This window comes from Arthrobacter sp. 18067 (assembly GCF_902706295.1).
Lineage (GTDB): Bacteria > Actinomycetota > Actinomycetes > Actinomycetales > Micrococcaceae > Arthrobacter.
In genome coordinates this window covers 52,737-67,281 of record NZ_CACSJJ010000021.1, presented here as the reverse complement: position 1 = coordinate 67,281, position 14,545 = coordinate 52,737, and the positions used below count along the sequence as shown (strand labels likewise).

Sequence of the window (14,545 nt, the reverse complement as noted above, 5' to 3'; positions counted from 1 at the left end):
AATGGAGGTGCAGTGGCAATCTTTACAGACCCCATCAGGGAACACGCTGATTTCGGGCCTGGAGATGCCGAATGGCTGCACCTCCTCGTCGGTGACTGGCAGATGGTCGCTGACTTGGCTTTCGCGGACCTCGCATTGTGGTTCCCGCATCCGGAGTTTGGGTACATCGCCCTCGCCCACGTTCGTCCGTCGACATCACATACGGTGTTCCACGCGGACTTCGTGGGGGAGGGCATCCGCTCTGACCTCCGCCCCTTGGTGGACAAGGCATGGAACAGCCGTTCGATCGAACGTTCCAGCGAAACAAGCTGGAGCAGCGAGATGGCCCTTAGAGTGGAAGCTGTTCCCATGGTGCGCAACGGCAGGACACTTGCCGTGGTCACGTCCCACATGGACTTATCCAGTTCCCGCATGCCGTCAAGGCTGGAACTGACGTATCGCCAGTGCGCGTATGACCTCTTGCGGATGGGGACGCTCGGGCTGTGGCCCGATTTCGCTTCTCCGACGGGCTCCCGGCGAGGAGCGCCGCGTGTGGGCGACGGGCTTATCAGGCTCGACGCCGAAGGCATCGTGCAGTACGCCAGCCCGAATGGCGTCTCTGCCTTCCGACGACTCGGTGAAGTTGAGTCACTGGAGGGCCGTTCGCTGGCCGAGGTGACTGCCGGCCTGCTCAAGGACCGCCGAATGGTGGATGAGACATTGCCGTTGGTTGTCACCGGCCGAATGCCGTGGCGCAGCGAGATTGAATCACGGGGCGTCAGTCTTTCCCTGCGAGCCATTCCTTTGCGCGATGAGCAGCATCGATTCGGCGCCCTCGTCTTGTGCCGTGACGTCTCGGAACTGAGGCGAAGGGAAATGGAGCTTGTCACCAAGGACGCCACTATCCGGGAAATCCATCACAGGGTGAAGAATAATCTTCAAACTGTGGCGGCCCTACTGCGAATGCAATCGCGGCGCATGGTCAGCGACGAAGCGAAACAAGGTCTCGAACAGGCGATGCGACGCGTGGCCACCATCGCACTCGTGCACGAGACTCTCTCCCAGGGCCTAACGCAGAGTGTCGATTTTGACGAGTTGATTGGACGGCAGTTCCGGTTGTCTGCCGAGGTGGCGTCCCCGTCCCAGCAAGTACGCACGGAACGTTCGGGGCTGTTCGGCGAGTTGCCCAGTGATTTCGCCACTCCTTTGGCGCTGGTTATCAACGAGCTTGTCACCAATGCCGTGGAACATGGTCTTGAGGGGCGCACTGGTACGGTGTGGCTGTTGGCTGACCGGGCAGATGGGGACGGCGACGACGAATTTCTCACCGTAACCATTGCCGACGACGGCGTGGGCCTGCCGGACGGACAGTACACGGAGGGCCTGGGCTTGCAGATTGTCCGCACCTTGGTGACGAGCGAGCTCGGCGGATCCATTCAGTGGAGCCCACGCGAAGGAGGCGGGACCGCCGTCGAAATCGTGCTGAACCTCGCACGGGCGTAGGCACCCGGTGGCTTAAACCAAGGAAGGCCGCGGACCAATTGGTCCGCGGCCTTCCTTAATTCCGAGGGCTAGGAAGCGCGGCGTGCGCGGGCGGCACGGCGTTTGAGGGCACGACGCTCGTCTTCACTCATGCCGCCCCAAACGCCGGCGTCCTGTCCGGACTCCAAGGCCCACTGCAAGCAGGTGTCCACGACAGGGCAGCGGCGGCAGACGCTTTTGGCTTCCTCGATCTGCAGAAGTGCTGGTCCCGTGTTGCCGACTGGGAAGAAGAGCTCCGGGTCCTTGTCGAGGCAGGCTGCGCGATTACGCCAATCCATGCTGATCAGTCACTCCATTCCTGAGAACTAGATAGGGCCTTTTGTGAAAACATTCACGAGAGGCTCCAAAGGAAAGGGGCCCGCATGGGCCCCCTTGGTCGTCTGAGTCAAGCGTTTCATGTTAACGCCTTGTAAACAAGGGGTGTTAGTGGTCGAAATGCCCGGAATCCGTGAGCGATGCATCACATCAGCTGCCAGTGCCCTCACTGCTAGATGACTATGTCCGGTAGTGTGCCAGTGTGTCAAGACCTCCCGTAAACCCTGCCCAACCCGCCTCCGGGGCGGAGCGCCCTGACGATTCTGATGTGCAGGCGCACCACCAAACAAGCAGCTCGGGCGGCAGTCGACGACCCCGGGGAATCCTCGTGATTGCGGCTGTTGTCCTCTTGGAAGCACTGGCTCTCCTCGGTGCGGCCGCTTGGTATGCGTTCGAGCTCCTCACTGGGGCTCCCGTGCTGACCTTCTGGGGAGCCGTCTTCACGCTGGGGCTCCTTCTGGCTTTCTCGACGTGGTTGTTCGCGGTGGGGCACTACCTGTTCCGCGGATACAGATGGACGAGGGCTGCGGCCTTGGTTGCCCAGCTGTTTGTCCTGACCATCGGGTTCCCCACTATGACCGCCGGCCTGGTAATGCCAGGCCTGGCGATGATCGTCCCCGCTGTTGCAGCGATCATCTTCCTCTTCCACAAGGACGTCATCGCGTACGCATCACGCACAGGCTCTACCCCCGGGGTCCTTTAGGGCAACTGTTTCGCCGAATCATGCCCTTCCGCGGGTGGAAAGCCCGTTGTCAAGACTCCTTGAAACGGCTTCACATCCGCTCCATTCACGAGATAGCCGCGACCCGGCAGAGCTGTCCGGTCGACTTCAAGACGCACCCCAAGGAGTTCGCCGTCGTGGGGCGTTAACGGTGCCAGGACCAAACCCATGCGCGAGGTTTGCACCTCCCGGACAAACGGCAGTTGCTGGACCAGCGCTGGCCCTGGAGTGGCCGTTATGACGACGCCGCTGACGCTTCCCGCCAGGCCGGCGAGGGCCTGGCGGCCTTGAGCATCCAAAGAGTCAGCGTCGTCCACCAATAGGATGCTGTCGGGGTTCAGGCCTCCTTCGGCTGCCCCTCGTGCGACGGACGCCCAAAATGGGGCAGGGGATGCCCCCGCTGGCGGGAAGACCCATGGAACAGAGGGATTCAGCCTGTGGAGCGAGGCCAGCGTCGAGCTCTTCCCGGAGAGATGGCTTCCGAGAATAACGGTGACACCGTGTAAACGGAGGGGCAAGGACAGCGGGATGGCTTCGTCACCTCCAATGCCGACCCACAGTGGCGTCCCCGAACAGCCTCCAGGTTGGCCAAGGACGCTTGTGGTGGTGCCTCCTTGATCGATCCGAAGCGCTGAACTCTTCCCCGCCAGCATCCGCTGAACGTTGGATGACTGTAGGCGATCGCGGAATTCGTGTTCGCTGAGGCGGCCCGGGAGCGACCGTATGCGGAATGGCGGTTCCGATGACGCCACGTTCGCAAACGGCCAGCCGCCTTTATCCGGGGCCTCACGAAAGTGTGCGACCGTAAGCCCTTCTCCGACGAAGCTGCCTGTGGTTACCGCTCGCCCCGGAAGTGGTTCCACGTCAGGAAGGCGCGGCCAGTGAAACCTTGATTCTTCCGTGGACCCGAGAGGGAAATAGGCTCGATTCTGTATCGCGGCAAAAAAGCGTGAGGTGACCAGTTCCCTGTCGCCACAAATCAGCACCGTGATGCCGAGCGGGCAGCCATCCCTCACGATGTCCTGCAGGACAGTCTCTGCCCATGCTGAAGGCCCGGACCGGAACGAGGTTGCCCACGAGCACCATCCGGTGATTATTAGCGCCAGTGGTTTGGTCCTTTCAGCTTCGTGGACCGTGCGTCGATGGTCCATTTCCTCTGACAGGCGCCTCAGGACACTGACCGCGAGCGGCAACTCGTGCAGGCCCACCTTGGCGCCGACTCCTTCCCGGTCATAGAGGTCGCCCAGTATTCCGGCCCCATCCAGAATGTAGAGGTGTGGTTGAGGCAGATGTGTTGCCAGCATGGCAGAGACCGCCCTGAAGCAGTTGTGCATTCCCCCTGAGGGACTCCCGATCATAGCCAGATGACCGTGCTCGGCCGGTAACCACAGCAAAGGCTCCACGATTTGCCACGCCGGCCTGTCAACCAATGCCAACGGCCCAACTGCCCAGGGTGTCGCTGCCCGGGGCGAATCGTCTGAACCCGGCAGTTCCTCATGCCATCGGATCAACGACGGCAGTGGGACAGCTACAGGATGTCTTGGGAGCGGTCTGCCGAGCCGATGCCATGCATCCAGGACTGCGGAAGCGAGCTGCTGGACACCTGCATCGGATGGAGCATTTTGGCGGTTTGCCAGTGTTTGCGCATCGGAACGGCGGTTCAAGCCCTCCTCGGCCGTATGGACGAGAAACCGGGAGACTCCCACCTGTCCCTCGGTAGCCGTGGAATCGCGTGAAACGGCCAAAGACGCAGCCTGGAATTGCTCCGGATTGCCCGAGGCCCGGGCCAAATATGCCCGGCCCGGCGTGTCTGTGCGTATTGAGGCAGCAGCCTTGGAATTGACGATGTCCACGGACTCAGCCTCCGATTGCACTCGTAGGGCGATACTTGAGGTGACGTTTGCCCGGATATCCGCGGTCAGGGCCCCTTGGGGCCTTTGCGTGGCCATCACCAGATGAATACCAAGGGAGCGACCGATGGCAGCGACTCTCATGAGCTCGCGAAGAGCGCCGGGAGCCTCGTCAATCAGCATCCGGAATTCGTCGATTACCAGTACTAGATGCGGAATAGGCTGAAACTCGCGCGAAGGGGCCCGTTGATATTGGGTTATATCCATGACCCCTGCCGCTGCGAACAGTTCCTCGCGATGCCTGACCTCTCCGCGTAGAGAAGCCAGGGCGCGATCCAGCTGGTGCCTGCCAAGGTCCGTCAGGAGGCCTACGCAGTGTGGCAGTCCTGAAAGCGGCCCCAACCCTGAACCGCCTTTGAAATCAATAAACAGGAAAGTTGTATGGTCGGGAGAATAGCTCAGCGCTATTGAAGCGACGAGTGTCCTGAGGAGTTCCGACTTTCCGGATCCTGTGGTGCCGGCAACCAACAAGTGGGGACCATCGAGCGTGAAGTCGAATCCCACCCGCCCCTTGGCGCCCTGGCCCAACACAGCCGAAAGTCCGTCCAGCATTGCGGTTTCTTCCCAACGAAGGAGGATTCTCCGCGGTCCGTGTGGCAGCAGTTCGGTCAGGGAACACTGGACGGGAATATCACGGCTGGTGCCTGCACTTACAGGGCGGGGTTTCGACGCCAGGTTTCGGCAGAATGCGTCGAAAACTCCCTCAGGGACCAGATCCGGAACGAAACTCCGGCGTTCGCCGGCCAGTTCCAGATATCCCTTTGTCCCCGATTGTGAAATTTCGATGAGCGTTCCAGTGCGTTCGGCTGGTGTCCCGCAATGCATTATTTGCCACCCCGCCAGTCGGGCTGCATTGAACATGGCTGTCAGGACGTCCTCTTCACAGTCCGGATGGTCCAGCACGATCAGCCGGCCGTTCGGGCTGTCATTTTGTTGGTCAAGGACTGCGAGGGCGGCCTCAGGATTGGTCGTGAGAGTCACTTCCGGCAGGAATCTGGCGCCCATGGGCAGCCTCCCGACACGTCCAAGAAAGATGACAGGGGACTCTGCCGCGCAGGGGTAGGCGGCAAGCTGCATCACAATGAAACGGAGCAGGGCGTCCACGTGACTGTTCGGCCCGCACAGAGTCACCTCAGCGTGCCGTGGATCCAACGTCACGGGCGCGATGCCGATTGTTGGCGGATGGAACAGGGGATCATCGGGTGCCAGTCGGATGTTCGCCAACTCCTCCGCCGTGCCGAGCCGGATCCATACCCCTGATGGCTCACTTCCTGATTGTGGTGATGAACCTTGCACTGCTGCTGAAACGGCCGGCTCCTGGGCTGTTTCACGAATCAGCCCGCCTAAGTCCTCGGACCTTCCATGCGCAGCAAGCACTAGTTCTGCTGCAGACGGCGAGCACCGACGGCGCCGGTCAGCATCTTCGCGTGCTGCGCGCGCTACAGCGAGTCTGCACTCCCGTCGGCTCTTCCGGCCCGTGACGAATGGGACAAGGAGGCTGACCGCTGAGATGGCGGTGAACCCCAGGTACATCCACATCCCCGTGGCAACAGCCAGTCCGATCCCTGCAATCAAGGGCAGCCCCGCCGTCAAGATCATTGCCGCACGATTTCCAGGCCTCCCCGCATGCGTTACCTCCAAGGCTTCTTCCACAGAGCGGCCGGCCTCGGTTGAAATATCCGGCAGTGGACCGCTCTCCGCGGAGACCGTGAACGTGGAGTTGCCGCACAGAATCATTGATTCGGAGGTAACTGATGTGTGGCGGATGGGCCGCCCATCCACGAGGACCGGATTGGCAGCATCGACGTCCGTCAGGGTGAGGGCCGTGCTGGATACCTCCAAGACGGCGTGCTCTCGGGACATGCCCGGGTCTGGTACGGACAGATCGACCGGACCCCTGCCTATGCGGAACCGGCCGCGTTGAATCCGGAAGACCGCACCTGCGCTGGGGCCGGAGTGGGTGAGAAGTATCAAAGACAGGCATTCCGGTCCGAAGTCGCGCTTCGGCGCGGTGCCATCCACGACGACGGCGCCTGACACCAGGGGCGGCAAGCCAACCGTAAGGGTGGACAGACTCTGTCCCTCAACGGATAACCTGCCAGTTCCACGTTCGCGCATGAGAATGGATTCAACGTGGGCGCCGGACGTGCCTTCAGGAACCTCGATGGTCAGTTCCTCCGGAGCGGGGGACTCCGCGGCAACGGGGCCGCGCACCAATGTGCACTCCAATGTCATTGCTTCCCTCTCCCGCGTCATCAATGGTGGTCTTGTCCCTCGCTGGCCTGAACGCTATGGCCGACGTTATGGGCTCGGAACCGGGACCGCAGCACCCAGTGCACCGTATGTGGACAACCCGGGCCGGGCCACCACGCTTGTGTGTTTGACGCTGGGGCATGGTGTCTCGGCTAAGATGAATCTCGTTGTCGCGTGTGCTCAATGAGGAAGGACCTTCACCGGTGATAGTGGTTGCGGAGAGCGCCGATGTTTCAGACAAGGCGGTAATTGGTGATGGATCAAAGATTTGGCATCTGGCCCAAGTCCGCGAGCAGGCCGAATTGGGCGTCAATTGCATCGTAGGACGGGGTGCCTATATCGGCACCGGGGTCAAGATGGGGGATAACTGCAAGGTCCAGAACTACGCACTTGTCTACGAGCCCGCGGAACTTGAGGCCGGAGTTTTCATCGGTCCTGCGGTCGTGCTGACAAACGACACATACCCCCGTGCGGTCAGCCCGGATGGCAGCTTGAAGAGCGCCCACGATTGGGAGCCGGTAGGCGTCACTATTCGTGAAGGTGCATCAATCGGTGCACGTGCCGTCTGCGTCGCTCCAGTGACCATTGGCCGTTGGGCCACAATTGCCGCCGGAGCCGTCGTGGCCAAGGATGTCCCTGATTTTGCCCTGATGGTCGGAGTTCCGGCCAAGCGCCACGGCTGGGTCGGCAAAGCTGGTTTCCCGCTGCAGCGCAGCGGTGAGAACTGGGTATGTCCGGAAACCGGCGCAACGTATGTTGAACAGAACGAGACCCTTCGAGAGGTAGAGGCATGAGCCCCGAATTCATTCCCCCCGCCAAACCCATCATCGGCGATGAAGAGCGCAAGGCCGTTGATGCCGTGCTGGCTTCCGGCCAGCTCGCCCAAGGCACGGAGGTAGCCTCTTTCGAGCAGGAATTCTCCCAGGTCCTCCTCGATGGCAGGGCCGCCGTTGCCGTTAACTCCGGAACTTCGGGTCTTCACCTGGGCCTGCTGGCTGCCGGCATCGGCGCTGGAGACGAGGTCATCGTTCCGTCGTTCACGTTCGCAGCGACGGCCAACTCGGTGGCGCTGACTGGTGCCACTCCCGTTTTCGCTGACGTGGACCCGGACCACTACACGCTGGACCCGGCTTCCGTCGAGTCGAAAATCACGGACCGTACGGCTGCCATCATGCCCGTCCACCTTTATGGGCACCCGTTTAACGTTGACGCCATCGGCGCACTCGCTGCTAAACACGGAGTCAAGGTCTTCGAGGACGCGGCCCAAGCTCACGGTGCAGCCGTCAACGGGCGCAAGGTGGGTACATTCGGCGACTTTGCCATGTTCAGCCTTTACCCCACGAAGAACATGACGTCAGGCGAAGGCGGCATGGTCAGTACTGGTCTGGCAGATGTTGAACGTCGCCTGAGGTTGCTCCGCAACCAAGGCATGGAACGCCAGTACGAAAATGAACTGGTCGGTTTCAACTGCCGCATGACCAACATCCACGCTGCCATCGGCCGCGTTCAACTCACCAAGGTTAATGGCTGGACGAAGACCCGTCAGGAAAACGCGGCGTTCTTTGACGCAAACATCGAAGGCGTAGTGACCCCCAAGGTCGCCGAAGGCTACGAGCACGTTTACCACCAGTACACGATTCGCATTGCCGAGGACCGTGACGGCTTCGCGAAGGCTCTCCGCGAGGAGTACAACGTTGGGTGCGGTGTCTACTACCCGATCCCCAACCACCGTCTTGCGCCTTTCCAGACCTCGGATGATCTCCCCGTCACGGAAGAAGCAGCAGCAAGCGTGCTGTCGCTCCCGGTGCACCCGTCCCTGAGTCAGGACGACCTTGACCGGATTGTTGCCGCTGTCAACGCCGTGGCCAAGGCAGGTAGCTAGTGGCGAATCTGCGCGCCGGCCTTATTGGACTGGGCATGATGGGTCGCCACCACGCCCGCGTCATCCGTGAGTTGGAGGGCGTTGACCTTGTTGCAGTCGCCGACTCCTTCGGGGACCCACACAATGTGGCGGACGGCCTGACTGTCTTCAACACGGTCGAAGAGCTTATTGCCCAGGGCATAGACATGGCCGTAGCGGCCGTGCCAACCATCCTGCACGAGGAAGTGGCACTGCAGCTGGCCGAGGCCGGCGTCCACTGCCTCGTGGAAAAGCCAATCGCGAACGATTCCGAGTCCGGCCGTCGCATTGCCGAAGCCTTTGAATCCAAAGGCCTTATCGGTGCCGTCGGGCATATTGAACGGTTTAACCCTTCGCTGCAAAGCCTCCGGGACCGTTTGGAGAATGGTGACCTGGGTGAGGTCTACCAGATCAGCACGAGAAGGCAGGGACCGTTCCCGGCGCGCATCGCGGACGTAGGCGTGGTCAAGGACCTGGCAACCCATGACATCGACCTCACGGCGTGGCTGGCTCAGAGCAACTTCATCAACGTCGTTGCCCACACCACCTCCCGTAGCGGACGCGAGCACGAAGACATGGTTACTGCCATTGGCCATCTCAAGAGTGGGGTCGTAACGAACCACATCGTCAACTGGCTCTCGCCCATGAAGGAACGCACCACGGTGGTTCTTGGCGAACGCGGGGCTTTCATTGCCGATACCATTTCCGCCGATCTCACGTTCGTGGAGAACGGAACGTTCCAGACGGACTGGGATTCGGTGGCGGCCTTCCGTGGTGTTTCCGAGGGATCCTCGACCCGTTTCGCGCTGGCGAAGCGCGAACCTCTCAAAATGGAGCATGAGGCCTTCCGTGATGCAGTTCTCGGAAAGTCGCTGAACATCGTCACGATGGCCGAGGGGCTTGAGACTCTAAGGGTTGCGGAGGCTGTTTTGGCTTCGGCAAAATCCGGCTCAGTCATCACTCTCTGAGCCACCCGCATTAATCAAGGCGCTAAAGGGAGGCTGGCCGCTGGCCAGTCTCCCTTTGCCGTTTCCCGACGCCGCCCGTCACCACCGTACGCTGCCCCGGATACGGGGAACGCTCGTCATGTCGGGTAGCCTTGACCAGTAGACGTGGGCATTTCTGTGCCCGCACGCCAATACACAGGAGAGTTTGTGAACGCTGATCTCGTCGTCGTCGGCTCGGGTTTCTTTGGCCTGACCATTGCAGAACGCGCCGCTACCGAGTTGGGGCTGAAGGTCGCGGTGCTTGATCGCCGCCACCATATTGGAGGAAACGCCTACAGCGAGAATGAGGCGCAGACAGGAATCGAGGTACACCGTTACGGCGCGCACCTCTTCCACACGTCGAATGAACGCGTCTGGGATTATGTGAACCGCTTCACCAAGTTCACCAGCTACCAGCACAAGGTTTACACCAGCCACAAGGGCGAGGTTTACCCCATGCCCATCAACCTGGGCACCATCAACCAGTTCTTCCGCTCGGCCATGAGCCCAACGGAGGCGAAGGCGCTTATTGCCGAACAGGCAGGCGAGTTGGCTGGAACTGATCCGCAGAACCTCAATGACAAGGGCATCCAGCTGATTGGCCGGCCCTTGTATGAAGCCTTCATCAAGCACTACACGGGCAAGCAGTGGCAGACGGATCCCAAGGACCTGCCGGCCGAGATTATTTCGCGGCTTCCCGTGCGTTACAACTATGACAACCGGTACTTCAACGACACCTACGAAGGCCTCCCGGTTGACGGCTACACCGCCTGGATTGAGCGTATGGCCGATCACCCGAACATTGAGGTCGTTCTGAATACGGATTTCTTCGACGACGGCGAGTTCGGCAGGTCATCTGTCCTCGGTCAGGTGCCTGTCATCTACACAGGCCCGGTGGATCGTTACTTCGACTACGCCGAGGGTGACCTCTCGTGGCGAACCATCGACCTTGAAGAAGAAGTCCTCCCCATTGAGGACTTCCAGGGTTGTTCCGTCATGAACTACCCGGACGAAGACGCTGCCTACACGCGAATCCATGAGTTCCGCCATTTCCACCCGGAGCGGGATTACACCAAGGACGCCACGGTCATCATGCGTGAGTTCTCGCGCTTTGCTGAGAAGGGCGACGAGCCGTACTATCCGGTCAACACCTCTGATGACCGCCAGAAGCTGCTGGCCTACCGCGATCTCGCCCGCGACGAGAAGTCTGTCCTGTTCGGCGGTCGACTGGGAACGTACAAGTACCTCGACATGCATATGGCCATAGGCTCCGCCTTGTCCATGTTCGACAACAAGATCAAGCCGCACTTCACTGGCGGCGCCAAGCTTGAAAGCGGGGGAGTGGACGCATGACGGCTACTACAAACGAAAGTCAGAAGACTGCGATGACCACCATGGAAGCCCCGGCCAAAGAAAACCTCCGCATCGTTCAGCGTGTGGTCTTCCCTGCCAACCGCGACCTTGACACCCTTCCGCTGTACGTCGACCCTGACACCAGCAAGGTGAAAAAGGAAGATGGCGAAAGCAGCGCCGTCGTGCAGGCAGTAGGCATGGCGCGGAAACTCCACCCGGAAGATATCCTGGACCGTGGTTCCGTGCAGGTTCGTCGTGGGGAACGCCTTTCCTTTGGATCTTACTTCAACGCTTTCCCTGCCAGCTATTGGCGGAAATGGACCGTCGCCACGAAGACAGTCCTGCACCTTGAAACCGAAGGCGAGGGGACGGTCATTGTTTACCGATCCAACGCCCGTGGCGCGTCACAGCGTGTGGATTCCATCCTCGTCGAAGGCGCCGCCAGCAACGACTTCGAGTTGACACTTGCGCCGTTTGGCGACGGCGGCTGGTACTGGTTTGATCTGATCGCCGGCGGCGATGGCATGACCCTCAAGGGCGCACACTGGGCAGTTCCGGACGAAGGCCGCCCGCAGGGCCGGGTCACGCTCGGGGTTACGACATTCAACCGCGCGGACTACTGCCTCGAAACCATCAAGTCGATTGATGCTGACGCTGGGCTGAGGGAGATCCTCGCGGAGTTGATCATCGTCGACCAAGGCAACAAGAAGGTAGCCGACGAAGCCGGATTTGATGCAGTCGCTGAGTCAATGGGTGACCAGCTTCGCGTTATCAACCAGGGCAACCTGGGCGGCTCGGGCGGGTTCGCCCGCAACATGTACGAGATGGTCGTTTCCGACAAGAGCGACTACGTCATGCTTCTGGATGACGATATTGAGCTTGAGACGGAGGGCGTTATGCGTGCAGTGGCGTTCGCTGACCTCTGCCGCAAGCCAACCATCGTCGGCGGGCATATGTTCGATATGTACAACAAGTCTGTCCTCCACGCCTACTCGGAAGTCGTCAACTTCTACCGCTTCCTGTGGGGACCGGTCGAAGGCCTTGGCAACCACGACTTCTCCGCTGCAGGGTTGCGGTCCACACCTCAGCTGCACAGGCGTTGGGATGCCGACTACAACGGTTGGTGGATGTGCCTCATCCCCAAGACCGTGGTGGAAACCATCGGCCTTTCCCTTCCTGTCTTCATCAAGTGGGATGACGCAGAGTATTCCCTCCGCGGCCGTGCGGCCGGCTTCCCGACCGTCACTCTGCCCGGGGCAGCAGTCTGGCATGTTTCCTGGGCTGACAAGGATGACTCAGTTGACTGGCAGGCCTACTACCACGAGCGCAACAGGCTTATTGCTACGCTCCTGCATTCGCCGTTCCCGAAGGGCGGACGCATCCTGCGCGAGAGCCTGAACACAGACGTCAAGCACTTGGTGTCAATGCAGTACTACCCTGAGCAGGCCCGCATCATGGCACTGCGTGATGTCCTCGCTGGGCCGGCGAATCTTCACGAACAGTTGCCCACCACGATGCCTAAACTCCGTGCAATGCGCGAAGAGTTCCAGGACTCGCAGGTCAAGACTGATCCTGGGGCCTTCCCGGAAGTTTTCCGGAAACGTCCCCCCAAGAAGCCGCAATCGTACAAGCAGCCCGGAGCCTTGGGCTTGCTTCCTTGGGCAGTGAAGACTGTCCTGAAGCAAACGTTGGCTCCCGTCCGCGATTCTGCCAAAGAGAATCCTGAGGCGCAGGTTGCCCATCAGGATGGCAAGTGGTGGAGCCTCGCGCACCTGGACAGTGCTGTGGTCTCCAATGCTGACGGCACGGGTGCTTCGTGGCATCTGCGTGACCCCAAGCTGGCTCGTCAACTGGTGGTTGAATCGGCAAAGCTGCACGCCCAGCTTTTCTCCAACTGGGAGACACTGAGGGCACAGTATCGCGAAGCCCTTCCCGAGATCACCTCCATGGAATCCTGGCGGGAAACTTTTGAAGCGTCGGAGCCCAGCAAGTAGCGATGTCGAACTCCACTGATACTTATGCTGTTCCGGGGGTGGGCGCCGGACTGCTGGACGTGTACCGGCGGCGGTACCTCCTCAAACTGATTGTCCGCAAGGAACTCCGTGTCCGCTACCGCGGTTCGGTACTGGGTCTGGCATGGTCGTACGTCAAGCCGCTCGTCCAGTATGTTGTGCTGTTTTTCGCATTGGGCATTGTTCTGCGCGTTGGGGATCAAATTCCGAACTATGCGCTGTACATGTTCTCCGGCGTCATTGTCATCAACTTCTTCTCGGAAGCATTTTCGAATGCCACAAGGTCGATCGTGTCGAATGCGGCACTGGTCAAGAAGATCTATCTTCCGCGTGAGCTGTTTCCCGTAGCCTCCGTATGGGTCGCCGCGGTCCACTTCCTTCCGCAATTGATCGTTCTGCTGGCCGCGGCCCTGCTGAGCGGGTGGCATCCGGATGTCATGCAACTCTTCGGTGCCCTACTTGGCTTTGTCATTGTGGCAGTTACAGCAACAGGCCTTGGCCTGTTGGCGGGTGCCATCAATGTGTTCTTCCGGGACGCCGAGAACATCGTCGACATGTTGATGATGATCGTGACGTGGACTTCGCCGGTCCTGTATGACTGGACGATGATCCGCCGGTTGGCGGCGCCCTGGGTTCTGACCATCTACCAGCTGAACCCCATCACCGTTGCGGTGGAGCTGTTCCACTGGGCCTTCTGGTACCCGACGGTCGACCAGCCCGTCGAATTGCCCCCGCATCTCTTGGTGACGGGCTTCATCGGACTGGGCATGGCAGCCCTGTTCCTTGTTATTGGCCAGATCGTCTTCCGACGGCTCGAGGGCCACTTTGCGCAGGAGGTCTAAATGGGCGCTGCAGTAATCGTCAAAGGCCTGAAGAAAACATTCAACCTTCGTCACTCGCACTCCATGAAGGAAACCCTCGTTTGGCTCGCCAAAGGGCGAAAAGGGGATCTCACGAAGAAGTTCGATGCGCTCCATGACGTGAGCTTTGAGATCCAGTCGGGGGAGACCGTGGCATTGTTGGGCTTCAACGGTTCCGGTAAGTCCACATTGCTGAAGCTGATCTCGGGTGTCATCCTGCCCGACCAAGGGACCGTGCGTACCAAGGGCAGGGTTGCAGGTTTGATCGAGGTGGGAGCCGGGTTCCACCCGGATCTGTCCGGGCGTGAAAACGTCTACCTCAACGCAGCCATTCTTGGGATGACGGAGCAGGAGATCCAGGACAAGTTTGACGACATCGTTGCCTTCTCCGAGATCGAACAGTTCATTGACACTGAGGTGAAGTTCTACTCCTCGGGAATGTTCCTCCGGCTTGCCTTTGCGGTGGCCGTCCATACCCAACCGGATATTTTCCTCGTGGACGAGATCCTGGCCGTGGGCGACGAGCCATTCCAGAGGAAGTGCCTTGCCAAAATCAAGCAACTTTCTGATGAGGGCCGCACCCTGGTGGTTGTCAGCCATGACCTTGACATGATTTCGCGGATTTGCGACAGGGGAGTTGTGCTGTCCTCCGGCACGGTCCAGTTCGAGGGTCCGGCTGACCAAGCTGTGGCGTGGCTGCGGGAACGTAACTAA

At 60.3% G+C, this 14,545-nt stretch carries 11 protein-coding genes; 9 read left to right on the top strand and 2 right to left on the bottom strand.

Annotated features, from left to right (window positions below; translation table 11 throughout):
• Positions 1–12 precede the first annotated feature (12 nt).
• Positions 13–1,482, top strand: coding sequence for a sensor histidine kinase (locus tag GVL04_RS19315; RefSeq protein WP_159707519.1), 1,470 nt, complete (start codon positions 13–15; stop codon positions 1,480–1,482).
• Positions 1,483–1,550: 68 nt separating this feature from the next.
• On the opposite strand, the gene GVL04_RS19310 is transcribed toward GVL04_RS19315, so the two are convergent.
• A complete protein-coding gene (locus GVL04_RS19310) occupies positions 1,551–1,799 on the bottom strand; it encodes a WhiB family transcriptional regulator (RefSeq protein WP_003804966.1) in 249 nt (82 codons plus the stop codon).
• Between the two features lie 368 nt (positions 1,800–2,167).
• On the opposite strand from GVL04_RS19310, the gene GVL04_RS19305 reads away from it, so the two are divergent.
• Positions 2,168–2,539, top strand: coding sequence for a hypothetical protein (locus tag GVL04_RS19305; RefSeq protein ID WP_235036364.1), 372 nt, complete (start codon positions 2,168–2,170; stop codon positions 2,537–2,539).
• Here GVL04_RS19305 and GVL04_RS19300 read toward each other — a convergent pair.
• Positions 2,536–6,702 carry an FtsK/SpoIIIE domain-containing protein gene (locus tag GVL04_RS19300; protein ID WP_159707515.1) on the bottom strand — a complete coding sequence of 1,389 codons (4,167 nt, stop codon included), beginning with the start codon at positions 6,700–6,702 and terminating at the stop codon, positions 2,536–2,538. The two genes, GVL04_RS19305 and GVL04_RS19300, sit on opposite strands and share 4 nt — an antisense overlap.
• A gap of 221 nt (positions 6,703–6,923) precedes the next feature.
• On the opposite strand from GVL04_RS19300, the gene GVL04_RS19295 reads away from it, so the two are divergent.
• The 7 genes from GVL04_RS19295 (at position 6,924) to GVL04_RS19265 (ending at position 14,545) form a co-directional block, all read left to right on the top strand.
• Positions 6,924–7,514 (top strand): acyltransferase, encoded by a 591-nt coding sequence (locus GVL04_RS19295; RefSeq protein WP_235036363.1) that lies wholly within the window; start codon positions 6,924–6,926, stop codon positions 7,512–7,514.
• A complete protein-coding gene (locus GVL04_RS19290) occupies positions 7,511–8,602 on the top strand; it encodes a DegT/DnrJ/EryC1/StrS aminotransferase family protein (RefSeq protein WP_159707513.1) in 1,092 nt (363 codons plus the stop codon). The genes GVL04_RS19295 and GVL04_RS19290 overlap by 4 nt, the downstream gene beginning before the upstream one ends.
• On the top strand, positions 8,602–9,588 hold the full coding sequence (locus GVL04_RS19285; RefSeq protein ID WP_159707511.1) for a Gfo/Idh/MocA family protein: 987 nt from the start codon (positions 8,602–8,604) through the stop codon (positions 9,586–9,588). The genes GVL04_RS19290 and GVL04_RS19285 overlap by 1 nt, the downstream gene beginning before the upstream one ends.
• Positions 9,589–9,774: 186 nt before the next feature.
• Positions 9,775–10,959 carry a UDP-galactopyranose mutase gene (gene glf / locus GVL04_RS19280; RefSeq protein WP_159707509.1) on the top strand — a complete coding sequence of 395 codons (1,185 nt, stop codon included), beginning with the start codon at positions 9,775–9,777 and terminating at the stop codon, positions 10,957–10,959.
• Positions 10,956–12,953, top strand: a complete 1,998-nt coding sequence (locus GVL04_RS19275) for a glycosyltransferase (RefSeq protein WP_159707507.1) — start codon at positions 10,956–10,958, stop codon at positions 12,951–12,953. Before glf ends, GVL04_RS19275 begins: the two co-directional genes overlap by 4 nt.
• 2 nt (positions 12,954–12,955) lie before the next feature.
• The gene (locus GVL04_RS19270) at positions 12,956–13,813 is read left to right on the top strand and encodes an ABC transporter permease (protein WP_159707505.1); all 858 of its coding nucleotides are present in this window, start codon (positions 12,956–12,958) and stop codon (positions 13,811–13,813) included.
• A complete protein-coding gene (locus GVL04_RS19265) occupies positions 13,814–14,545 on the top strand; it encodes an ABC transporter ATP-binding protein (protein WP_159707503.1) in 732 nt (243 codons plus the stop codon). It begins immediately after the preceding gene.